We start from the raw sequence: 22,472 nt of genomic DNA on the forward strand, positions 1-22,472 counted from the left end.
GGCACGAGAGCCTTGAAACGACATCGCAGGAGAACACAACTTGAGCGATCAGGTCAACGCACCAGTAGCTGTCATCGTCCTCGCCGCAGGCGCCGGTACCCGAATGAAATCGGCGAAACCCAAAATCATGCACGAGATCGCCGGTCGCTCCATGGTGGTCCATGCATTGCACGCGGCAGCGGCTCTGGAACCGAAGAACCTGGTCGCCGTGGTGCGCCACCAGCGTGATCTGGTCGCCGCGCACATCCTGGACCACTTCCCGCAGCTGACCATCGCGGATCAGGACGAGGTGCCTGGCACCGGCCGCGCCGTGCAGCAGGGACTGCAGGCCGTGGACGGATACCTGGAAGGCACTGTCGTGGTGACCTACGGGGATGTGCCGCTGCTGACCAGCGAAGTCCTCAAGGACCTGGTTGCCGTCCACGAAGCCCAGGGCAACGCGGTCACCGTGCTGACCACCGAACTGGATGACCCCACCGGCTACGGCCGAATCCTGCGCGACGCGCAGGGGGATGTCACCGCGATTCGTGAACAAAAGGATGCGACCGCCGAGGAACTGGCGGTGAAGGAAATCAATTCCGGCATCTACGCGTTCGACGCCGCCATGCTCACCAGCGCGCTGCAGGAAGTGACCACCGAGAACGCGCAGGGCGAAATGTACCTGACCGACGTGCTGGCCATCGCCCGCAACCGCGGCGGCCGGGTGGCCACCGCCCAGATTTCGGACCGCTGGCAGATCGAGGGCGCCAACGACCGCGTCCAGGTTCAGCGCCTGGGCCAGGTGCTCAACGAGCGGCTGTGCGAGCACTGGATGCGCCAGGGCGTGACCATCATCGACCCCTCCACCACCTGGATCGACACCACCGTGGTGCTCAGCCAGGACGTGACCATCAAGCCCGGCACCCAGCTGCACGGCAACACCATGATCGGCACCGGCGCGGTGATCGGCCCGGACACCACCTTGACCAACGTGGTCGTCGGCCAGAACGCCACCGTCAAGCGCACCGACGCCACCGACTCGCGCATCGGGGAAGGGGCCACCGTCGGCCCGTTCACCTACCTGCGCCCCGGCACCGAGCTCGGCTCGGACGGAAAGATCGGCGCCTTCTATGAGACGAAGAACGTCAGCATCGGGCGCGGCTCCAAACTCTCGCACCTCGGCTACGCCGGGGACGCTGAAATCGGTGAGTACACCAACATCGGGTGTGGCAACATCACCGCAAACTACGACGGCGTGAAGAAGCACTGGACCAAGATCGGTTCGCACGTGCGCACCAGCTCGAACACCGTGTTCGTGGCCCCGGTCGAAATCGGGGACGGCGCGTACACCGGTGCCGGAGCCGTCGTCCGCAAGAACGTCCCGGCCGGTGCCCTGGCACTGTCCGTGGCTCCGCAGCGCAACTCCGAAGGGTGGACCCTGGCCAAGCGCCCGGGCAGCGCCTCGGCAGACGCTGCCTTCAAGGCGGCCCTGGACACCTCGGATATCGAGTAGCCAGGCATCCCCCGGAATTTCCTCAGAAACCACCTCTACGTGATAGCGAAGCGAGCGAGAAAGCAAACCCATGAGTGAAATTAGCCATAACGTCGACAAGAAGCTGGTCTTGGCGACCGGCCGCGCCCACCCGCAGCTTGCGGAAGAAGTGGCGAAGGCACTGGACACCGAACTGCTTCCGTTGAACGCCTACGATTTCGCCAATGGTGAGATCTACGTTCGCTCGGACGAGTCGGTGCGCGGCAAGGACGTCTTTTTGATGCAGTCCTATCCGGCACCGCTGAACAACTGGCTGATGGAACAGCTGATCATGATCGACTCGATGAAGCGGGCCAGCGCCCAGCGCATCACCGTGGTCGCCCCGTTCTACCCCTACGCCCGCCAGGACAAGAAGGGCCGCGGCCGCGAGCCGATCTCGGCCCGCCTGGTGGCCGACCTGTTCAAGGCCGCCGGCGCGGACCGCATCATCTCCTGCGACCTGCACACCGCGCAGATCCAGGGCTTCTTCGACGGTCCGGTTGACCACCTCTTCGCTTTCCCGCTGCTGGCCGACTACATCCGCGACATCGTCGAGGATGACAAGATTACCGTGGTTTCCCCGGACACCGGACGCGTGCGCGTGGCAGAGCAGTGGGCCGAACGCCTGGGCGGCGCCCCGCTGGCGTTCGTGCACAAGTCCCGCGATCTGACCATGCCGAACCAGGCCGAGTCCAAGACCGTGGTCGGCCAGGTCAAGGGCCGCACAGCGGTGTTGATTGACGACATGATCGACACCGGCGGCACGATCGCCGGGGCGGTGCGCGTGCTGAAGGAAGCCGGTGCGAAGGACGTCATCATCGCCGCCACCCACGCCGTGTTCTCCGAGCCGGCCTCCCAGCGCCTGGCCGAATGCGGTGCCCGTGAGGTCGTGGTGACCAACACCCTGCCGATCCCGGAGGAAAAGCGCTTCGAGAACCTGACCGTGCTGTCCATCGCACCGCTGCTGGCCCGCGCCATCAGCGAAGTGTTCAAGGACGGTTCGGTGACCAACCTGTTCGACGGCCGCGCCTAAGCGCAGCTGAACTTCCACGACCGCTGGCCGGCCCCCGCTCCCGGGGTGCCGGCCAGCGGTCTTTGGGAAGGTGCCCGGCGGCCCGGCTCAGTTCACCGCAAAGGGGTCGGCCAGGGTTGCGGCGAGGGAAGCTTCCAGCAGTTCGCGCAGCGCCGCCTGGTCCACACCCTCAAGCCGGGTCAAATACAGGCACGCCTTGCTCGCCTTGTATTTGCCCAGTCGTTCCAGCAGCTGCGGCCACCGCTGGGCAAAGTCGCTGACCAGGTAGATGGTGTGCCGGCTCGCGCCCGGGGCAAAGGCCAGCAACGGGGCATGCCCCCCATGGCCGGTGGCGTACCGGTACTCGTACTGCCCGAAGCCGATAATGCGTCCGGCCCACACCACCGGTTCCTGCCCACTGATCTGCCCGAACAGCTCCAGCAGCTGCTCGACCTCAGCGCGGCGTGGACCGCTGGCGCGATCCAGTACCGGCCCGACGGGCAGATCCGAGGGTGACATTGCCGGTTCCTTGCCTGCCATGATCGTCCTTCCGAAAAACAGCTGATTGTTCGCCATCCTATGCGATGACGCGCACCCCTTGGACGGTGCCGGAGCGCTGGTCCACCGACTTGGCGGGCTTCCCGCCGTGTGTTTCCGGCAACAGGTTTTCATCCAGCGCGCAGGCACTGCTAGAATCATTGACTGTGCCCAGGCGAGGGGACCGGCTGTCAAAAGCCGGGACCGTTATCGACAAGGCCGGAAACGCTCGGTGAGAACCACTTCGGTGGGCTTTGTGCCGATGCTTCCCTGGTCCGCGCGAGGGCGACAACGAAGCATTGAACAACCGAAGGAGAACACCATGAGCTCTGTAAACCTCGACGCCATCGTCCGCGAAGACTTCGGCAAGGGCGCTGCCCGCCGTGCCCGCCGCGATGCCAAGATCCCTGCCGTGGTCTACGGCGCAAGCTCCCAGCCGCTGCACGTGCTGCTGCCGGCCCAGGAAACCACCTTGGCCGTCCGCGACCGCTCCGTTGAGCTGGTCCTGAACGTGGATGGCAAGGAAGTCAAGACCACCGTCAAGGAGCTGCAGATCAACGCGCTGAGCCGCAACATCGATCACATCGACCTGATGGTTGCCGCCTAACCAACGCAGCAGACCCATAGCTGATCATCATGAGTGATGAGACCTGGCTGGTAGCCGGGCTCGGGAATCCCGGGCCCGGCTACGCTGGCAATAGACACAATGTCGGGCACATGGTGCTCGACGAACTGGCCTCCCGCGTGGGCGGCAAGTTCAAATCCCATCCTTCACGCGCCCAAATCATCCAGGGCCGCATGGGAATCGGCGGGCCACGCCTCGTACTGGCCAAGCCCGGCACCTATATGAACCTATCGGGTCAACCGGTGGGCAAACTGGCGAAGTTCTTCTCCGTCAGCCCCGACCACGTGATCGTCGTGCACGACGAGGTCGACATCCCCTTCGAGCAGATCAAGCTCAAGCAGGGCGGGGGAGAGGGTGGACACAACGGCCTGCGGGATATCTCCAAGGCACTGGGCACCAAAGACTACCTGCGCGTGCGGGTTGGCGTAGGTCGTCCACCTGGCCGCATGGAGACCGCGGACTGGGTGCTGCGCGACTTTTCCAAGACCGAACGCGCCAGCCTGCCGCTGCATTTGGACCGTGCGGCCGACGCGGTGGAAAGCCTGATCACCCAGGGCCTGGAACGCACACAACTAAAATTCCACGGCTCCTAAAATACCTAGTCAACCCCGTTTGCTAAGAGTACGCGCAAGCAATCTACCAAGCAGTAATAGTCCAGTTGTGCGCCAAAAAGTATGGCTATATTCTCTCATTCGGCTTCGGTTGAGAAGCCGAATGAAGTCGCCGACAGCTGACAGGCCTCCCCCAAGTACGGCCTAACTCCCCCAAGAGTCAGTTGTCGGCGTCTTCGCGTTAACGGGCAGGGGCCGCTAACTAAGGACCGGCTTAGGTGTCAGTTCGCGGATGAGGTGGAATAATTAGCCCATGTTCGCTTTCCCTAATCATTGCGCGGGGAGAGGCCACCACCACCACCGGAGGGACACGTGCATTTGGCAAGTAGCACCACTTCGACCCTGCAGCAGCCATTGACGAGTCAGGAAGTCGCGCGGATCAAGGCAGACTTCCAGATTCTCGATCAACCGGTCTCCGGTCACGAGTTGGTCTACCTGGACTCCGGGGCCACCAGCCAAAAACCGCGCTGCGTCTACGAGGCCGAGCAGCATTTCTACGAAACCGCCAACGCGGCGGTGCACCGTGGTGCGCACAGCCTGGCTGTGGAGGCCACCGACGTCTTCGAAAACGCCCGTACGACGGTCGCCTCCTTCATTGGGGCGGCACCAAACGAGCTGGTGTGGACCTCGAATGCCACCGAGGCGTTGAACCTGCTGACCTACTCCTTCTCCAACGCCTCACTGGGCCGCGGGGGAGCGGAGGCCCGCCGCTTCGCCTTTGGCCCGGGCGACGAGATCCTGGTCACCGAACTCGAACACCACGCGAATCTGATCCCGTGGCAGGAGCTGGCCTTCCGCACCGGCGCCACGCTGCGCTACGTCCCGGTCAGTGACCAGGGGGTGCTGCGCTACGACCTGTTGGACGAGCTGGTCACCGAACGCACCAAGGTGGTCGCCTTCACCCACGTCTCGAACGTGCTGGGCACCGTGATCGACGTACCGAAGTTCGTGCAGGCCGCCCGCCGGGTCGGGGCCCTGACGGTGCTCGACGGCTGCCAATCGGTTCCACACCTGCCGGTGAACGTGAAGAACCTGGACGTGGACTTCATGGCCTTCTCCGGGCACAAGATGCTCGGCCCCACAGGCATCGGGGCCCTCTACGGCCGGGCCGAACTGCTCGACGCGATGCCCCCGTTCCTCACCGGTGGATCCATGATCACCCTGGTGGACATGGAACACGCCGAATACCTGCCCTCGCCCCAGCGCTTTGAGGCCGGAACCCAGCGGGTCTCCCAGGCCCACGGCCTGGCCACTGCGGCCAGCTACCTGGACGAAATCGGCATGCAGCGCATCGCCGAATGGGAAGAGCGCCTGGGAGGGCTGCTGCTGCAGGGCCTGGCGAACCTTGAAGGCGTGCGGGTCTTCGGTCCCACCGATGCCCCGCGCATCGGCACAGTCCCATTTGAAGTCACCGGCGTGCATCCGCACGACGTGGGCCAGTACTTGGACTCGCGGGGCATTGCGGTCCGGGTGGGTCACCATTGCGCCCAGCCGCTGCACCGGGCCCTGGGTGTCACCGCCACCACCCGCGCCAGCACCTATTTGTACAACACCGAAGAAGACATCGCCCGGCTCATCGAAGCCGTCGGCTCGGTTCGAAAGTATTTTGGAGTCTAAGTGAACGACCTCGATCAGCTCTACCAACAGGTCATCCTGGACCACGCCAAGACGCGCACCGGATCCCCGTTGCAGCAGCCCGGCCAGGGCCACCGGCACGGCGAATCCCACCAGCACAATCCCATCTGCGGGGACCAGATCAAGGTCCGTGTCGAACTGGGCGAGGACGGGGGCCTGCAGACCATCAGCTGGGAAGGGGAAGGGTGCTCGATTTCCATGGCCTCGGCCTCGGTGCTCACCGAGCTGGCCACCGGGCTGAGCCGTGATGAATTCATGGAGCGCCTGGGGCTCTTCCGTGAGATGATGCGCTCCCGCGGAATCGCCACCCCCGATGAGGAGGCCCTGGAGGACGCGGCCGCCTTTGTCGGGGTCTCCAAGTTCCCGGCACGGGTCAAATGCGCCATGCTTTCCTGGGTGGCCGCAGAGGCCGCCCTGCTGGCCGCCAACGGCCAATAGCACGCCGGCAGGCCGTAGCAACGGCGCGGTTCCCGGAGGAACACGTCAGCCCTTGGAAACCACTGGTTTCCAAGGGCTGGCGTGTTCATCAGGATAGTTGCCGTACCGGGCTCACACCCGCAGGAGGCGTGAGCAAATCAGCTGTCCTGCTGGTAGACGTCCGGGATCCCGTCCTTGTTTTCGTCCCGGGTTTCACGTTCGTGGATGACCCGGTAGCGGCGGTTACGCGGCACCAGCCACAGTGCGCCGAGGATCGCGGCGACAAACGATCCGGTAAGGATGGCCACCTTCGCGTGCTCGTAGTGCGGGGACTGCAGGCCGAAGGACAGCTCGGAGACCAGCAGCGAGACGGTGAAGCCGATGCCGGCCAGCAGCGTCACGCCCAGCAGGTCGCCCCACTTGGTGTCCTCATCCAGGGAAGCCTTGGTGAACTTGGTCAGCACCCAGGTCGAACCCATGATGCCGATCGGCTTGCCGACCACCAGGCCGATGACAATGCCCCAGAACACCGGATCCAGGAACAGTTCGCCGGCCGATTCCATGCCCACCACCGAGACGCCGGCGGAGAAGAAGGCGAACACCGGGATCGCGAACCCACTGGACAGTGGCCGGAAGCGGTGCTCGAACTCTTGGGCCAGTCCCCGTCCGCGCCCCGGGTGGCGGCGCTTGACCGGTACGCAGAAGCCCAGCACCACGCCGGCAATGGTGGCGTGGATCCCCGAACCGAAAACGAAAATCCAGGTCAGTACGCCCAACGGCAGCAACAGCAGCCAAGCCGCCCAAGCATGGTTGGCGAAGAGCTTGCCGAAGGCGTAGGCCAGGATGGTAAACGCGGCAATCGGGATCAGGGCCAGGCCCAGGTAATTCAGCTTCAGCTCGTCGGTGAAGACAAACGCGATGATCACGATCGCGATCAGGTCATCGACCACGGCCAGGGTCAGCAGGAAAATGCGCAGCGCGGTGGGCAGGGCCGAACCGATGACGGCCAGCACCGCGACTGCGAACGCAATATCGGTGGCGGTGGGAATCGCCCAGCCGCGCAGGGTTTCCTCACCGGCGGAGAAGTTGATGATCGTGTAGAACAGGGCCGGGACCAGTACGCCGCCAAACGCGGCCGTCACCGGCACAACGGCGGTCTTGAAGCGCCGCAGGTCGCCGATCACGAATTCCTTCTTCAGCTCCAACCCGGTAAGGAAGAAGAAGATGGCCAGCAAGGCATCGGCCGCCCAGTGTCCGAGGGACAGATCCAGGTTCACGCCGAAGATCTCGGGCCCGAAGTGGAAGTCGCGCAACGCGAAGTATGAATCGCTCCAGGGGGTGTTGGCCCAGATCAGGGCCAGAACCGCACCGGCGATCAGCAGCATCCCGCCGACGGTTTCCTTGCGCAGGATCTTGCCGATGCGGATGAATTCGGGATAGCTCGGGCGGGAGAACAGGCGGTGCTGTCCTGGCGAGGGTGTTTGGGGCATGAAGGGTCTCGCTTACTACTTGGATGAACATTTTCCGCCGACCAGACTTCCCGGCACACCAAAGACAACAGTATCGATTTGAGCCTCAGCTCACAAGCAAAGCCCGGCGTCCACCGACGTCGTGGTCACCGGGCTTTGGGCTGGCGGGAAGAACGGACTTACTTCGACAACCAGGCGTTGACCTGGGCTGCCTGCATGTTCAGGGCCTTGCCCAGGTACGGCTCGGCCGCCGAAGCGATCTTGCCGCCAATGAACGGAATGGAGGAGGAGACTTTTGCCTCAATGGCGAAATTGGTGCCCTCGGCGTTCGCGTCCAACGCCTCCGAGCCACTGACGCTCACCGGCACCCCGCCCACCGAGATGTCCACCGTGGCGGTGCGGCTGCCCGAGGCATCCGGGGCGCCCCACTTCTCGGTCTGGGTGACTTCCACGGAGGAGCCAACGAACTTCTTGGCCATGTCCGGCACCCGGTCGGTGGGCAACGCGCGCACGGTGATCAGGGTAAAAGCGCCAGCGGTGTCGCCCTGGACGGAGAAGTCGGTCAGGGTTCCCTTGGCCAGGGTGGTCAGGTGCTCGGCGAACTCGCGGTTCGTCAGCGTGGCGATGATGTCGGAAACCGGGTGGGGAATCTGGGTGCTAGCGTTCAGTGCCATGGATGCGTTGCCAATCCTTTGTTATTCGCTGCGGGTACCCACCGGTTAATGTTCCCGGTGAATCGATCACAATCTAGCCTACCGGCCAGCACCGGTTGGGTAGGCTAGGAGAGCATGGCGAAACACCATTTGATCTGTTGCGCGGCCCCCGGAATCCCGAAGGCCGCCCGTCGTGCTGCGCGCATGCCCGTCACCGACATGTCCGCCCCCGACATGCCCAGCGTCGAGATGCCCCACCCAGAATTGCCGCGAGAGGACCGTTGACTGTCATGACCCTGCACGGACTGCATGATTTCCTGCGCACCGAGACGTCATTCAAGAGGATCCACGAGAACGCCGCCCGACCCTATTCCACGCGCAGCACCGAGATTGAGATCGCCGCGCCCGCCGGGATGCGCGCCATCCTCAGCGCCCAAGTCAGTGACGCGCTGGTCGCCGCCGAGCACGAGGGGGTGGTGCTGGTTGTCACCGCCACCGGGCGGGAGGCCGAGGAGGTCTCCGAATCGCTGGGCGCCTACATGGACCGGGCCTCGGTCGCCGAGTTCCCCTCCTGGGAAACCCTGCCGCACGAACGGCTCTCCCCGCGCAGCGACACCGTGGGCCGGCGCCTGGAGGTGCTGCGTCGGCTGCATGACGGCGATCCGAACCTGAAGGTGATCATCGCCCCGATCCGCGCGGTCCTGCAGCCGCTGGTGCAGGGACTGGGACAGCTGCGCCCGGTGCAGCTGGTGCTGGGGGCCGAACCCGGGTTCGACCAGGTGATCAAGGACCTGGCCGCGGCGGCCTACGCCCGGGTGGACATGGTGACCCACCGCGGGGAGTTTGCGGTGCGCGGCGGCATCATCGACGTCTTCCCTCCGACCCTGGACCACCCGGTGCGCATCGACTTCTTCGGTGACGAGATCGACACCATGCGCTACTTCTCGATCGCTGACCAGCGCTCCATGAGCGACCAGGCGCCGGAGCACATCACCGCCACCCCCTGCCGCGAACTGCTGATCACCCCGAAGGTGATGAGCCGGGCCGCGAAACTGGCCGATCAGTTCCCCGCAGCCACCGAAATGCTGACGAAGATCGCCGGGGGCATCGCCGTGGAGGGCATGGAGTCCCTCGCCCCGGTGCTGGTGGACAAGATGGTGCCGCTGCTCTCGCTGCTGCCGGCCTCCTCGGTGGCGCTGGTCATGGAGCCAGAACGGGTGCGCACCCGGGCTCACGACCTGAATGAGACGAACGCCGAATTTTTGGCCGCCGCCTGGGCCTCGGCCTCCGATGGGGCCAATGCGCCGCTGGATCTGTCCACCGCGGAGGCCGGGCGCCAGCTGGCCTCGGGCGACTTCGCCTCGTTGAGCGAGACGGTGGAGCACGCCGCGGCGGCCGAGGTCTCCTGGTGGGCGGTGACCTCACTGGGCGCCGATGAGGCACTGGAGCTGGGAGCCGAAACCATCCGGGTGCACGCCCGCGAACCGCGCGGCTACCAGGGGGACATCGAGGAAATGATGGCGTTCATCTCCTCCCGGATCCGCGATGAGTGGCGCCTGGTGGTCGCCACCGAGGGCCCCGGCCCGGCCGCCCGGCTCTCCCAGCTGTTCCACGAATACCGGATCCCGGCCCACCGGGTGGAGCGGATCTCCCAGGACCCCACCCCGGGGCTGATTGAGATCACCCAGGCACAGGCCGGACGCGGGTTCGTGTTCGATGAGCTGAAGTTCGGCCTGCTCACCGAGGCCGACCTGCTGGGCCGCTCCAGCGCCTACGCCCCGCGCGCCGGCAAGAAGATGACCGCCAAGCGCAAACGCAACGCGGTGGACCCGCTGTCCCTGGTCGCCGGGGACTACATCGTGCACGAGCAGCACGGCATCGGCAAGTTCGTGGAGCTGGTGGCCCGCAAGGTCGCCGGGTCCTCCAAGGACGCCAGGCGCGAATACCTGGTGGTGGAGTACGCCCCCTCCAAGCGCGGCGCCCCCGGGGACCGCTTGTTCGTGCCCATGGACCAGCTGGACACCATCACCCGCTACGTGGGCGCCGAATCACCCAGCCTGTCCAAGATGGGCGGGTCGGACTGGTCGAACACGAAGTCCAAGGCCCGCAAGGCGGTCAAGCAGATCGCCGGGGACCTGATCAAGCTGTACTCGGCGCGCATGGCCAGCCGCGGCCACGCCTTTGGGTCCGACACCCCCTGGCAGTCGGAGCTGGAGGAGGCCTTCGCCTATGTGGAGACCCCGGACCAGCTCACCGCCATCAACGAGGTGAAGGCCGATATGGAAAAGCAGGTCCCGATGGACCGGCTGATCTCCGGGGACGTGGGCTTTGGCAAGACCGAGATCGCGGTGCGCGCCGCCTTCAAGGCGGTGCAGGACTCCAAGCAGGTGGCCCTGCTGGTGCCCACCACGCTGCTGGCTTCCCAGCACTACCAGACCTTCACCGAACGCTACTCCGGATTCCCGGTGCGGGTGAAGGCGCTCTCGCGCTTCCAGACCGCCAAGGAAGCCAAGGAGGTGCTCGCCGGGCTGAAGGACGGCAGCGTGGACATCGTCATCGGCACCCACCGGCTGCTGTCCAAGAACGTGGAGTTCAAGAACCTGGGCCTGGTGATCATCGACGAGGAGCAGCGCTTCGGCGTGGAGCACAAGGAGGAGCTGAAGAAGCTGCGCACCAACGTGGATGTGCTGGCCATGAGCGCCACCCCGATCCCGCGCACCCTGGAGATGAGCCTGACCGGGATCCGGGAAACCTCCACGCTGGCCACCCCGCCGGAGGAGCGCCACCCGGTGCTCACCTATGTGGGTCCACGCACCGACAAGCAGATCTCCGCGGCGATCCGCCGCGAGCTGATGCGTGACGGTCAGGTGTTCTTCGTGCACAACCGGGTTTCCTCGATTGAGCGGGTCGCCGCCGAACTGCGCGAGCTGGTGCCCGAGGCGCGGGTTGAGGTGGCCCACGGCAAGATGAGTGAATCCCGCCTGGAACGGATCATCCAGGACTTCTGGGAACGCAAGTTTGATGTGCTGGTTTCCACCACCATCATCGAAACCGGGCTGGACATCTCCAACGCGAACACGCTGATCGTGGACCGGGCCAACAACTACGGCCTGTCCCAGCTGCACCAGCTGCGCGGGCGCGTGGGCCGGGCCCGGGAACGGGCCTACGCCTACTTCCTGTGGGACGCCGAAAAGCCGCTGGGCGAGGTGGCCCTGGAGCGGCTGAAGGCGGTCGCGGCGCACAATGAACTCGGCTCGGGCTACCAGCTGGCGATGAAGGACCTGGAACTGCGCGGGGCGGGCAACCTGCTGGGCGGGGAACAGTCCGGGCACATCGCCGGGGTGGGCTTCGACCTGTACCTGCGCCTGGTCGGGGAGGCCGTGGCCGACTACAAGGGGGAGGGGGACACCGAGCCGGCGGAAATGAAGATCGAGCTGCCGGTCAACGCCCACCTGCCCCACGACTACGTGCCCGGCGAACGGCTGCGCCTGGAGGCGTACCGCAACATCGCCTCGGCCGAGACCCCCGAGGCGCTGGCCGAGGTGGGGGAGGAGCTGGTGGACCGCTACGGCAAGATGCCGGCCCCGGTGCAGAACCTGTTGCGGGTGGCCGGGCTGCGGATCCGGGCCCGGGCAGCGGGCCTGAGCGACATCCAGCTGATCGGCAATCACGTGAAGGTCGCCCCGGCGAAGATCGAGGACCTGCCCGCCTCCCGCCAGGTGCGCCTGGAGCGGCTGTACCCGGGGGCGGCGAACAAGCCGGCGCTGAACGCGATCTTCTTCGACCGTCCGCGCACCGCCCCGGTGGGCGGACGCCCGCTGGCCGACGAGGAGATCCTGGACTGGGCCGAACAGCTGCTCTACAACCTGTTCGAAACCCAGCCGGCCCCCTCGGCCGCCGGCACCGGGGCCTGATCCCACCAGCCCGTTCCTGCCGGCCCGCGCGCCGGCCGGACCGGGCGGTAGGCCCACGCACCGGGGAACGAAAAAGGTGGATGGATCCGTGCGGATCCATCCACCTTTTTGCCGGTGCGGTGACTAACGTCGCGGCAGGTCTTAGTCGTTCTGGTGCATGGTGACTTCGGCCGAGTCGGCGCGCCCCATCAGGTGCATTGGAATGGCGAAGCCCAAAGAGACCAGGGCGAAGCACAGGATCGAGGGGATCCAGGCGTTGTCCAGCGACCAGAACGACAGGGCGTAGATGCCACCGGCGAACATGACGAAGAAGATCACAAAGCTGATGACGTTGCCAACCAGGCGACCCTCGCCGGAGTGGGAGACGTTCTTGTCGTTCGAGTACACTATTTCTCCTTGTGGAACGAAAACCTGCGGCCGGTTAGTAGCCGGTCCCGCCTTGTCCTCCCTCTAGGATAGCAACTCCTGAGCTGGACCCAAGACGGGTGGCGCCGGCGGCGATCATGGCCCGCGCGGTTTCCAGGGTGCGCACCCCGCCGGAGGCCTTGACGCCCATCTGTTCGCCCACGGTACGGCGCATCAGCTCCACGTCCTCCACGGTGGCCCCGCCGGTGGAGAAGCCGGTGGAGGTCTTCACGAAGTCGGCGCCCGCGGACTTGGCGGAGGTGCAGGCCAGCACCTTGGCCGACTCGTCCAGCAGGGCGGTTTCAATGATGACCTTCAAGATCGCCCCGCCCTCATGCACTGCCTGGGCGACCGCGAAGATGTCGTTGACCAGCGCGTCCCCATCCCCGCGCAGCGCGGCGGCCACGTCGATGACCATGTCAATTTCGTTCGCGCCGTCGGAGATCGCCTGCTTGGCCTCAAACACCTTGGTTTCGGTGGTGGTGGCCCCCAACGGGAAGCCGATGACCGAGCAGGTGAGCACGTCACTGCCGGCCAGCTCACGGGCAACGGTGGAAACCCACAGCGGGTTCACGCACACCGACTTGAAGTGGTACTGCTTGGCCTCGGTACAGATCTGCACGATCTGCTCCCGGGAGGCGTTCTGCGCCAGCAGCGTGTGGTCGATGTACCCGGCAATGTCCTGGGCGGAGAGTTCGGTCATGATCATCCTTGCCAATCGTTGGGGCTGCGGTCCAAGGACCGCAGCCGAACACTAAAAGCGAACTGTGAAATCGTGGGGTCCCTTCAGGACCTGCGGGTGGAAGCTATCTGTCGGCGAAAAATTCGGCGAGCTCGGCCTTGATGGCCACGCACTCGGCGGTAGCCTGCTCACGCAGTGCGCCCACCGGGGCTCCTGGATCCACCGACACGATGGTCTCGATGTAGCACTTGAGTTTCGGTTCGGTGCCGGAGGGACGGATGATGACCCGGGCCCGGTTGGCGGTGTGCAGCACCACCGCATCGGTGGCCGGCAGCTCCGCGCCTGCGCGGGCCAGGTCCACCACCTCGCTGACCGGTGCCCCGGCCAGGGTGCGCGGGGCGTGCGTGCGCACCCGCTGCATCAGCACGGGGATCCGCGACAGGTCGGTGAAGCGCAATGAGAGCTGGTCGGTGACGTGCACGCCGTGGGCCGCGGCCAGTTCCTCCAGGCGCCGGGCCAGGCTCGAACCGGCGGCCTTCAGCTCGCTGGCCAGTTCGGCCAGCACCAGCCCGGCCGATATCCCGTCCTTGTCCCGCACCAGTTCCGGGGCCACGCAGTAGCCCAGGGCCTCCTCGTAGCCGAAGCCCAGGTGCGGAACCCGGGAGATCCACTTGAAACCGGTTAGCGTCTGGGCATGTGGGCGTCCGGCGGCGGCCGCGATCGAGCCCAGCATCCGGGAGGAAACAATCGAGTTGGCCAGCACCGCGCCCTCGGGCAGGCGCGGTGCCAGGTAGTCGCCCAGCAGCCATCCCACCTCGTCCCCGCGCAGCATCCGCCACCCGGACTCGGTGTGCACCGCAGCGGCGCAGCGGTCCGCGTCCGGGTCGTTGGCGATCACCAGGTCCGCCTCCAGCCGCTGGGCCAGCTGCAGGGACAGGTCGATGGCCCCGGGTTCCTCAGGGTTCGGGAACGCGACGGTGGGGAACTGCGGGTCCGGTTCGGCCTGCTCCGGCACCTGGTGCACGTCGCTGAAGCCGGCCCCGGCCAGGGCCTGGGCCATGGTGTGCCCGCCCACCCCGTGCATCGCACTGACCACGATGCGCAGCTGTTCGCGGGCCGCCGGGTGTTGTGCGCCGGCCTCGGGGATCACCTTGGCAATCGCCTTCAGGTAACGGGCCTCAATGTCCCCGGGCTGCCCGGCGGCGGGCAGCACCTGCCAGCCGGAGGGGGCCAGCAGGATGTCATCGACCGGCTGGTCGTGGTCAATCAGGGCGGCAATTTCCGCGTCGATCGGGGCGACGATCTGGGCGCCGCGCCCATGCTCGTCGCTGACCCGCCCGCCAACGTAGACCTTGTAGCCGTTGTCCTGGGGTGGGTTGTGGCTGGCGGTGACCATCACCCCGGCCTCGGCGCCCAGCTCGCGTACCGTCCAGGCCAGCACGGGGGTGGGCAGCGGGGACGGCATCAGGTGCACGTCGAATCCGGCGGCGGTGAAGATCGCCGCCGAATCCAGGGCGAACTGGTGCGAATTGTGGCGGGCGTCAAAGCCCACCACCACGCTCGGGGTGTAGGCGCGCTGGGCGCGGTGGGCCAGGAAGCGGGCGATCCCGGCGGCGGTGCGGCGCACCACCACCCGGTTCATCCGCATCGGCCCGGCCCCCAGCTCGGCCCGCAGCCCGGCCGTGCCAAAGGCCAGATTGGCGCTGAAGCGCTCGGTCAAATCCTGCAGCGCATCGGCCTGGCCGGCCTGGGCGCCCTGGATTAGCGAGGCCAGCTCGGCCTGGGTCTGCGGGTCGGGGTCACTTGCCGCCCAGGCCTGGGCCCGGTCGAGCAGCTGTGCGTTGTCGGTGCTGTCGATCAACTGTGTGCCTACCTTTGCTGGGGGCGTGAAACGCCGTGACTAGAAGCGGGAGATGATCTCGGCCAACAGCTTGGAGATCCGCGGCCCGGCCGCCTGCCCGGCTTCGATGACCTCTTCGTGGCTCAGCGCCATGTCGCTGATCCCGGCGGCCAGGTTGGTCACCAGGGAAATGCCGAAGACCTCCATCCCGGCATGGCGGGCGGCAATGGCCTCCAGGGCGGTGGACATGCCCACCAGGTTCGCCCCAATCACCTTGGCGTACTGCACCTCGGCCGGGGTTTCGTAGTGTGGGCCGGTGAACTGGGCGTACACGCCCTCATCCAGGCTCGGGTCCACCTCGCGCGCGATTCGGCGCAGGCGCGAGGAATACAGGTCGGTCAGGTCCACGAACGTGGCCCCCTCCAGCGGGGAGGCGGCGGTGAGGTTGATGTGGTCCGAGATCAGCACCGGGGTGCCCGGGGCCCAGTTCGGGTTCAGCCCGCCGCAGCCGTTGGTCAACACCAGCTGGGTGCAGCCGGCGGCCGCCGCGGTGCGGATCGGGTGCACCACCGCGCGCACCCCGCGCCCCTCATAGAAGTGGGAGCGCGCCCCCAGCACCAGCACCCGCTTGCCGTCCCGGGCGAGGATCGAGGAAATGTGGCCCTTGTGCCCGGGCACCGCCGGGGCGTGGAAACCGGGAATGGTGGCCGCGTCCAGGGTGTGGGTGGTCTCGCCGATCAGTTCGGCGGCCTGGCCCCACCCGGAGCCGAGGACCACGGCCAAATCGTGCTTGGCAACGCCGGTGGCCTCGGCGATCGCCCCGGCCGCTTCGTGGGCCAGGGTGCTGGGATCAATATCGAAAGTAGTCACGGCAATACGCTACCGCCCGGTATGCGTTTTTGTCAGTTGAACCCCGCCCGCGCGGGCGCGCACCGGGCGAATGTGCACGTGCTGGCCCAATAAGAGACAATGGGGTGCGTGAGCACAGAACGCAGGAATGAAGCAACCAGACTAGTAATCATCGGCGGCGGGCCGGGCGGCTACGAGGCGGCCATCGGCGCGGCCCAACTGGGCGCCAACGTAACCATCGTGGAACGTGCCGGCATGGGCGGTTCGGCGGTGCTGACCGACGTGGTGCCCTCCAAGACCCTGATCGCCACCGCTGACGTGGTGCGCCGGGCCAAGCACTCCTCCAGCTTCGGGGTGAAGATCGAGGGGCTGGACGACGCCGAAACCGACTTCGCGGTGGTCAACCACCGGCTGCTGGACCTGGCCAAGGAGCAGTCCGCGGACATCCGCAACGGCCTGGAGCGGGCCGGGGTGCGCATCCTGATCGGGGAGGGGCGTCTGCTGGACGCCCACACCGTGGAGGTCACCGGCACCGACGGCAGCATCCAGAAGCTGGACGCCGACGCGGTGCTGCTGGCCACCGGCGCCCACCCGCGCGAACTGCCCACCGCCAAGCCCGATGGTGAGCGGATCTTCAACTGGACCCAGATCTATAACATGAATGACGTGCCCGAGCATCTGATCGTCATCGGTTCGGGCGTCACCGGCGCCGAGTTCGCCAGCGCCTACAACCTGCTGGGCGCCAAAGTCACCCTGGTGTCCTCCCGCGACCGGGTCCTGCCCGGTGAGGACGCCGACGCCGCCGGGGTGCTGGAGGACGTGTTCAAGCGCAACGGCCTGAACGTGGTCTCCCAGGCCCGTGCCGAAGCCGTCACCCGCCAGGGCGACAAGGTGCTGGTCACCCTCGCCGACGGGCGCGTGCTGGAAGGCAGCCACTGCCTGGTCGCCGTGGGCTCGATCCCGAACACCAAGGGCCTGGGCCTGGAGGAGGCTGGGGTGCAGCTGACCGATTCGGGGCACATCCGGGTCGACGGGGTTTCGCGCACCACCGCCAACAACGTGTACGCGGCCGGGGACTGCACCGGGGTGTTCAACCTGGCCTCGGTCTCGGCCATGCAGGGACGCATCGCCGTGGCCCACCTGCTGGGCGACTCGGTCAAGCCGATCAACCTGGACCTGGTCTCCTCGAACATCTTCACCTCCCCGGAAATCGCGACCGTTGGTGTCTCCCAGCGCGCCGTGGCCGAGGGCAAGTACCAGGCGAACATCGTCAAGGTTGACCTGGCCACCAACGCCCGAGCCAAGATGATGAACATGGAGGAGGGGTTCGTCAAGATCGTCTCCCGCAAGGGCTCTGGCACCGTGATCGGCGGCGTGGTGGTTGCCCCGCGCGCCAGTGAACTGATCTACTCGCTGGCCCTGGCCGTGCAGAACAACCTACACGTGGATGACGTGGCCGAGACCTTCACCGTCTACCCGTCACTGGCCGGGTCGCTGGCCGAGGCGGCCCGCCGCCTGCACCGGCACATGTAACCCTCAATTCTGTGTTCGCCCCGTGGCGGGCTGGCGTTGCCCCGGTTGGGCCGCCAGCCCGCCACGGATCGTTAACCGAAGCCCCGTGCCGCGGCGCCGGCAGTTGCCGCCGCGGCCAAGCGGGCCCGGCCCGGAGGGTAGGCTACAACCAGGCCCGGCAGGCGTCGGTTCGGAAGCAAGTTTTAGGTGGTGGAGCGCCCGTGTACCGGCTGCAGAGTCTGGATGACCCGCGGAGTGTGCGCGATGAGGTCGTGGCGCTTTATGACGCCGTGGGCTGGGGTGCCTACACTGATCAGCCGGACATACTGCTGCAGGCGCTTGCCGCGAGCCTGCACACCGTGACGGCGTGGGACCAAACGCGGTTGGTCGGCCTGGCCCGCGTGGTCGGGGACGGACAAACGATCTGCTATCTGCAAGATGTGCTGGTGCATCCGGATCACCAGCGCCGCAGTCTGGGGCGGCGTCTGGTCCTTGAGGTGCTGCGGCCTTATGCGCGGGTGCGCCAAACCGTTCTGCTCACCGACGCGGATCCGGCGCTGGCCGCCTTCTATCGCGCACTGGGGTTTCACCGGGCTGCGGAGAATCCCGGGGCGCCATTGGAGTGCTTCGTCTCGCTGCGCTAAACCGCCTCAATGCGCCGCTGAGCCTTCTGCGGCTCCGTTTCCCTGCCTGCCGCGGGCCGTGGCTCCTTTCCTACCTCTTCCCAGTGGCGGATCTAGCGGTTATTCTCTGTAGCACGTTGCTCGAATCCGGCCACGACCAGCATTTGAGAGCACCAGCGTAAACATTGTCCAAATAATGGACACAAAATCCGCTATGTGGACTTGGCGCAGTAAGCTGGATCCATACATTTTCACTTTTCGCACCTTTGAAGGAGACGCCTCCATGTCTCAGGCAAGCCAGGTAGCGGTCCCGAAACAGAACACGCGCGGACGCGTGCTCTTTGCTTCGATGATCGGCACCACCATCGAGTTCTTCGACTTCTACGCGTACGCTACCGCGTCCGTCCTGGTCTTCCCGGCCCTGTTCTTCCCGAACGCAACCACCATCAACGCGATCCTCTCCTCGTTCGCAATCTTCGGTGTGGCCTTCCTGGCCCGTCCGCTGGGCTCAATTGTCTTCGGGCACTACGGCGACAAGCTGGGACGCAAGGGCACGCTGGTCGCCTCGCTGATGACCATGGGGATTGCCACCTTCCTGATCGGCTTCCTGCCCCCGGCCCAGGGCGGCTGGGTGGTGCTGGCTCCGCTGGCGCTGGTGCTGCTGCGTTTTGCCCAAGGCCTGGCCCTGGGTGGCGAATGGTCCGGCGCAGCCCTGCTGGCCACCGAAAACGCCCCGAAGAACAAGCGCGCCGTGTACGGCACCTTCCCGCAGCTGGGCGCCCCGGTCGGCTTCATCATAGCCAACCTGATGTTCGTTGCATTGCAGACCTGGCTGAGTCCCGAGGCGTTTTTGGCCTGGGGCTGGCGCGTACCGTTCTGGTTCTCCCTGGTCATGGTCATCGTGGGCCTGTGGGTGCGTCTGAAGCTGGTTGAATCCACCTCGTTCATGAAGGTCGTGGAACAGAAGAAGGTGGTCAAGTCCCCGTTCAGCGTCACCATGAAGCGGCACTGGCGTCCGGTGCTGGCCGGAACATTCATCATGTTCGCCACCTACGTGCTGTTCTACCTGATGACCTCCTTCACGCTTACCTACGGCACCGCGGCCGCCACCCCGGAGCAGGCGCAGGCCGCCGCCGACGCCGCCGGCAAGAGCTTTGATCCGGCCTCCTTCGTGCCGGGCCTGGGCATCGCCCGCCCCGAGTTCCTGACGATGCTGATCATCGGGGTGGTCTTCTTCGGCATCTTCACCGTCGCCTCCGGCCCGCTGGCCGAGAAGTACGGCCGCCGCAAGTTCCTGATCTACGTCACCGTGGGCATCCTGGTCTTCGGTGCCGCCTGGACCCTGTTCTTCGGACCGGGCAAGGGTGCGGCCATGGCCGGGCTGATCGTGGGGTTCACCCTGATGGGCCTGACCTTCGGGCCGATGGCGGCCTACCTGCCCGAGCTCTTCCCCTCCAATGTGCGCTACACCGGTTCGGCAGTCGCCTACAACCTGTCCTCGGTGATCGGTGCCGCCCCGGCTTCGTTTGTGGCCATTGCCCTGTGGAATGCCGGGGAAGGCAGCACCGTCGGGGTGGGCGTCTACCTGGCCATTGCGGCGGTCGCGACCTTGATCGCGCTGCTGATGACCCGTGACACCCGTGACGTGGACATCGAGAACTACGTCGATTAAACACCCTCAGCGACCAGCGGACGGGAACCCTGTAGCCGGTCAGCTCAAACAGACAATGGTGCGGTGCACCCCCGACAACCTCGGGGGCTGCGCCGCACCATTGCCATGTCAACGCATCATTTCCGCCCGGGTTTTTCGCCACCAGCCGCTACCGCTAGGATCCTAGCGACAACAGCTGGGAATGAAATTCCTGAAAGCAGACCAGGTGGCGCGCCGGCCTACGTGGTCGCCGCCGGGGGTGCGGCGCTTGATAACGGAGTCAGTGATGCGCCCGCGTTTGGACTCGAGTTCCATCTGGGTGAGAGGGCGGCCAAGAGGGTGAAGACGATGGGTCTCAGGGGTGTTTGGGTATAGGCGTCGCCGCCGCCGAAGTTCAAGACGCATAGTCCGGATTGTGACCCCTGATTGCGTTCTACGCCAGATCAGGCCGCCTGAACGGCCACCGCCGGTTCGGGACGCCCGACACCGGGGCGGCACCAAAGCGGCGGCCGGGTTCGTGCCTCATGCACCAACCCGGCCGCCGCCCAAAAAGCCCGAGGTTATTCGGAGTCGTTGATCGAGGCGATCACGGCCCCGGCCGAAAGGGTCTCACCCGGGGTGACCTTCAGCCCGCTGACCACGCCGTCGCGGTGCGCGGTGATCGGCTGCTCCATCTTCATGGCCTCCAACACCACGATCAGGTCCCCGGCGGTCACCGGGTCCCCGTCGTTCACCGCAACCTTCACGATGGTTCCCTGCATCGGGGAGAGCAGCTCGGTGCTGTTCCCGGCCCCGGCGGCCCCGCCCTTGCGGGTGCCCTTGCGCTTCTTCTTGCCGTTCTTGGCCGCGGCGCCATCGGTGACGCTGCCCAGTGATGCCGGCAGGGTCACCTCCAGGCGCTTGCCCCCGACCTCCACGGTCACGCTGGTGCGTTCGTCCGCTTCCTCGCTGTCCACCACGCCGGCCGCGAACGGCTCGATCGGGGTGTTGAACTCGGTCTCGATCCAGCGGGTGTGCACCGAGAACGCGCCGGTTTCGGGCACGAACGCCGGGTCGCTCATCACCGCACGGTGGAAGGGCAGCACCGTGGCCATCCCCTCGATCTGGAACTCCTCCAGGGCGCGGCGGGCACGGGCGGCGGCAACCTCACGGGTGGAACCGGTGACAATCAGCTTGGAGATCATCGAGTCGAAGTTGCCCGAGACGCTCTCCCCGGCCTCGATGCCCGAATCCAGGCGGACACCCGGACCGGCCGGCAGGGTCATGGAGGTGATGGTGCCGGGGGTGGGGATGAAGCCGCGTCCGGCGTCTTCCCCGTTAATCCGGAACTCGAAGGAGTGCCCGCGGATCTCGGGATCGCCATAGCCCAGCTGCTCGCCACGGGCCAGGCGGAACTGCTCGCGCACCAGATCCAGGCCGGTGACTTCCTCGGAGACCGGATGCTCAACCTGCAGGCGGGTGTTCACCTCCAGGAAGGAGATCACCCCATCCTGGCCGACCAGGAATTCGCAGGTGCCGGCACCCACGTAGCCGGCCTCCTTCAGGATCGCCTTGGAGGAATCGTACAGGCGCTGGACCTGCTCCTCGCTCAAGAACGGGGCCGGGGCCTCCTCAACCAGCTTCTGGTTGCGCCGCTGCAGCGAGCAGTCGCGGGTGGAGACGACCACCACGTTGCCCTCGGCGTCGGCCAGGCACTGGGTCTCCACGTGGCGTGGGGCGTCCAGGAAACGTTCGATGAAGCATTCGCCGCGGCCAAACGCGGCGGTCGCCTCACGCACCGCCGAGTCGTAGAGCTCGCCGATGCTTTCGCGCTCACGCACCACCTTGATGCCGCGCCCGCCGCCACCGTAGGCGGCCTTGATGGCCAGCGGCAGCCCGAACTCATCGGCGAAGGCATAGACCTCCTCGGCCGAGGCGACCGGGTCCTTGGTGCCCGGCACCAGCGGGGCGCCCACCTTCTCGGCGATGTGGCGGGCCTGCACCTTGTCACCCAGCTGTTCGATGGCAGCAGGGGGAGGCCCGATCCAGGTCAGCCCGGCGTCGATGACGGCCTGGGCGAACTCGGCGTTCTCGGCCAGGAACCCGTAGCCCGGGTGCACGGCATCCGCTCCGGAGCGCTCGGCCACATCCAGGATCTTCTCGATGCGAAGGTAGGAGTCGCCGGCCGTGGTCCCGCCCAGCGCGTAGGCTTCGTCGGCCAGTCGGACATGCAGGGCGTCGCGGTCCGAATCGGCGTACACGGCAACCGATTCGATGCCCTCGTCACGGGCGGCACGGATGATGCGCACCGCAATCTCGCCACGGTTGGCGATCAACACCTTCGTCAATGGGTTCATTGGTGGGCCTTGTCTTCAAGATTTCTAAAGTCTTCCTAGGGGAGCCTATCGGTTTTGTGGGAACTACATGTAATAACCCGCCTATCCCGGGGTGAACCTCCGAAATTTTTGGAGGGTTCCTACAAAGCCGGTTCAGTGAGGACGGTTTCTAGGAGTCAGCGAAGAATGGTTGCGGCATGAAAATGGGCGTG

Annotated in this window: 18 protein-coding genes; 10 read left to right on the forward strand and 8 right to left on the reverse strand. The window is 66.1% G+C overall.

What is annotated here, in order from left to right; translation table 11 throughout:
- Nucleotides 1-40: 40 nt before the first annotated feature.
- Nucleotides 41-1,492, forward strand: a complete 1,452-nt coding sequence (glmU, locus tag AC6I21_RS03440) for a bifunctional UDP-N-acetylglucosamine diphosphorylase/glucosamine-1-phosphate N-acetyltransferase GlmU (protein WP_138175363.1) — start codon at nt 41-43, stop codon at nt 1,490-1,492.
- 70 nt (nt 1,493-1,562) lie between these two features.
- A complete protein-coding gene (locus AC6I21_RS03445) occupies nt 1,563-2,543 on the forward strand; it encodes a ribose-phosphate diphosphokinase (RefSeq protein ID WP_138175361.1) in 981 nt (326 codons plus the stop codon).
- A gap of 87 nt (nt 2,544-2,630) precedes the next feature.
- Here AC6I21_RS03445 and AC6I21_RS03450 read toward each other — a convergent pair whose 3' ends face one another.
- Complete coding sequence (locus tag AC6I21_RS03450; RefSeq protein ID WP_249354395.1) at nt 2,631-3,041, reverse strand: DUF1801 domain-containing protein; 411 nt, start codon at nt 3,039-3,041, stop codon at nt 2,631-2,633.
- A gap of 340 nt (nt 3,042-3,381) precedes the next feature.
- Here AC6I21_RS03450 and AC6I21_RS03455 point away from each other — a divergent pair, with 340 nt between their 5' ends.
- The 4 genes from AC6I21_RS03455 (at nt 3,382) to sufU (ending at nt 6,368) form a co-directional block, all read left to right on the forward strand.
- The gene (locus tag AC6I21_RS03455; RefSeq protein ID WP_138175357.1) at nt 3,382-3,666 is read left to right on the forward strand and encodes a 50S ribosomal protein L25; all 285 of its coding nucleotides are present in this window, start codon (nt 3,382-3,384) and stop codon (nt 3,664-3,666) included.
- A gap of 29 nt (nt 3,667-3,695) precedes the next feature.
- Complete coding sequence (gene pth, locus AC6I21_RS03460) at nt 3,696-4,277, forward strand: aminoacyl-tRNA hydrolase (protein WP_138175355.1); 582 nt, start codon at nt 3,696-3,698, stop codon at nt 4,275-4,277.
- Between the two features lie 336 nt (nt 4,278-4,613).
- Nucleotides 4,614-5,912: a SufS family cysteine desulfurase gene (locus AC6I21_RS03465; protein ID WP_138175353.1), complete on the forward strand. Its 1,299-nt coding sequence runs from the start codon at nt 4,614-4,616 to the stop codon at nt 5,910-5,912.
- Entirely contained in the window at nt 5,913-6,368 is a 456-nt protein-coding gene (gene sufU, locus AC6I21_RS03470) for a Fe-S cluster assembly sulfur transfer protein SufU (protein WP_138175351.1), read from the forward strand.
- A gap of 137 nt (nt 6,369-6,505) precedes the next feature.
- Here sufU and nhaA read toward each other — a convergent pair whose 3' ends face one another.
- Both nhaA and AC6I21_RS03480 read right to left on the reverse strand, forming a co-directional pair.
- Nucleotides 6,506-7,837, reverse strand: coding sequence for a Na+/H+ antiporter NhaA (gene nhaA, locus AC6I21_RS03475; protein ID WP_138175349.1), 1,332 nt, complete (start codon nt 7,835-7,837; stop codon nt 6,506-6,508).
- Nucleotides 7,838-7,995: 158 nt separating this feature from the next.
- Nucleotides 7,996-8,490: a DUF2505 domain-containing protein gene (locus tag AC6I21_RS03480; protein ID WP_138175347.1), complete on the reverse strand. Its 495-nt coding sequence runs from the start codon at nt 8,488-8,490 to the stop codon at nt 7,996-7,998.
- 269 nt (nt 8,491-8,759) lie between these two features.
- Here AC6I21_RS03480 and mfd point away from each other — a divergent pair, with 269 nt between their 5' ends.
- Entirely contained in the window at nt 8,760-12,383 is a 3,624-nt protein-coding gene (mfd, locus tag AC6I21_RS03485) for a transcription-repair coupling factor (protein ID WP_138175345.1), read from the forward strand.
- A 141-nt stretch (nt 12,384-12,524) separates the two neighbouring features.
- On the opposite strand, the gene AC6I21_RS03490 is transcribed toward mfd, so the two are convergent.
- The 4 genes from AC6I21_RS03490 to AC6I21_RS03505 all read right to left on the reverse strand — a co-directional run bounded on the left by AC6I21_RS03490 (nt 12,525) and on the right by AC6I21_RS03505 (nt 16,180).
- Nucleotides 12,525-12,770: a hypothetical protein gene (locus tag AC6I21_RS03490; protein WP_138175343.1), complete on the reverse strand. Its 246-nt coding sequence runs from the start codon at nt 12,768-12,770 to the stop codon at nt 12,525-12,527.
- A 34-nt stretch (nt 12,771-12,804) separates the two neighbouring features.
- The gene (gene deoC, locus AC6I21_RS03495) at nt 12,805-13,491 is read right to left on the reverse strand and encodes a deoxyribose-phosphate aldolase (RefSeq protein WP_138175341.1); all 687 of its coding nucleotides are present in this window, start codon (nt 13,489-13,491) and stop codon (nt 12,805-12,807) included.
- Between the two features lie 103 nt (nt 13,492-13,594).
- Nucleotides 13,595-15,328 (reverse strand): phospho-sugar mutase, encoded by a 1,734-nt coding sequence (locus tag AC6I21_RS03500; protein WP_138175433.1) that lies wholly within the window; start codon nt 15,326-15,328, stop codon nt 13,595-13,597.
- A 42-nt stretch (nt 15,329-15,370) separates the two neighbouring features.
- Nucleotides 15,371-16,180, reverse strand: a complete 810-nt coding sequence (locus tag AC6I21_RS03505) for a purine-nucleoside phosphorylase (RefSeq protein WP_497763110.1) — start codon at nt 16,178-16,180, stop codon at nt 15,371-15,373.
- A 99-nt stretch (nt 16,181-16,279) separates the two neighbouring features.
- Between AC6I21_RS03505 and AC6I21_RS03510 the strand changes: the two genes are divergently transcribed.
- The 3 genes from AC6I21_RS03510 to AC6I21_RS03520 all read left to right on the forward strand — a co-directional run bounded on the left by AC6I21_RS03510 (nt 16,280) and on the right by AC6I21_RS03520 (nt 19,966).
- Nucleotides 16,280-17,692, forward strand: coding sequence for an NAD(P)H-quinone dehydrogenase (locus AC6I21_RS03510; protein WP_054821787.1), 1,413 nt, complete (start codon nt 16,280-16,282; stop codon nt 17,690-17,692).
- 200 nt (nt 17,693-17,892) lie between these two features.
- Complete coding sequence (locus AC6I21_RS03515) at nt 17,893-18,315, forward strand: GNAT family N-acetyltransferase (RefSeq protein ID WP_138175337.1); 423 nt, start codon at nt 17,893-17,895, stop codon at nt 18,313-18,315.
- 262 nt (nt 18,316-18,577) lie between these two features.
- On the forward strand, nt 18,578-19,966 hold the full coding sequence (locus AC6I21_RS03520) for an MFS transporter (RefSeq protein ID WP_138175335.1): 1,389 nt from the start codon (nt 18,578-18,580) through the stop codon (nt 19,964-19,966).
- A gap of 539 nt (nt 19,967-20,505) precedes the next feature.
- Here AC6I21_RS03520 and AC6I21_RS03525 read toward each other — a convergent pair.
- Nucleotides 20,506-22,281 (reverse strand): acetyl/propionyl/methylcrotonyl-CoA carboxylase subunit alpha, encoded by a 1,776-nt coding sequence (locus AC6I21_RS03525; protein ID WP_138175333.1) that lies wholly within the window; start codon nt 22,279-22,281, stop codon nt 20,506-20,508.
- Nucleotides 22,282-22,472: the final 191 nt, after the last annotated feature.

Source organism: Glutamicibacter sp. St.4D3, from assembly GCF_059728615.1.

What these genes read in the sequence shown, in the direction of transcription:
- AC6I21_RS03445 (WP_138175361.1), top strand. Translation starts at nt 1,563, where the DNA reads ATGAGTGAAATTAGCCATAACGTCGACAAGAAGCTGGTCTTGGCGACC.
- AC6I21_RS03450 (WP_249354395.1), bottom strand. Translation starts at nt 3,041, where the DNA reads ATGTCACCCTCGGATCTGCCCGTCGGGCCGGTACTGGATCGCGCCAGC.
- AC6I21_RS03455 (WP_138175357.1), top strand. Translation starts at nt 3,382, where the DNA reads ATGAGCTCTGTAAACCTCGACGCCATCGTCCGCGAAGACTTCGGCAAG.
- pth (WP_138175355.1), top strand. Translation starts at nt 3,696, where the DNA reads ATGAGTGATGAGACCTGGCTGGTAGCCGGGCTCGGGAATCCCGGGCCC.
- nhaA (WP_138175349.1), bottom strand. Translation starts at nt 7,837, where the DNA reads ATGCCCCAAACACCCTCGCCAGGACAGCACCGCCTGTTCTCCCGCCCG.
- AC6I21_RS03480 (WP_138175347.1), bottom strand. Translation starts at nt 8,490, where the DNA reads ATGGCACTGAACGCTAGCACCCAGATTCCCCACCCGGTTTCCGACATC.
- mfd (WP_138175345.1), top strand. Translation starts at nt 8,760, where the DNA reads ATGACCCTGCACGGACTGCATGATTTCCTGCGCACCGAGACGTCATTC.
- deoC (WP_138175341.1), bottom strand. Translation starts at nt 13,491, where the DNA reads ATGACCGAACTCTCCGCCCAGGACATTGCCGGGTACATCGACCACACG.
- AC6I21_RS03510 (WP_054821787.1), top strand. Translation starts at nt 16,280, where the DNA reads ATGGGGTGCGTGAGCACAGAACGCAGGAATGAAGCAACCAGACTAGTA.
- AC6I21_RS03520 (WP_138175335.1), top strand. Translation starts at nt 18,578, where the DNA reads ATGTCTCAGGCAAGCCAGGTAGCGGTCCCGAAACAGAACACGCGCGGA.
- AC6I21_RS03525 (WP_138175333.1), bottom strand. Translation starts at nt 22,281, where the DNA reads ATGAACCCATTGACGAAGGTGTTGATCGCCAACCGTGGCGAGATTGCG.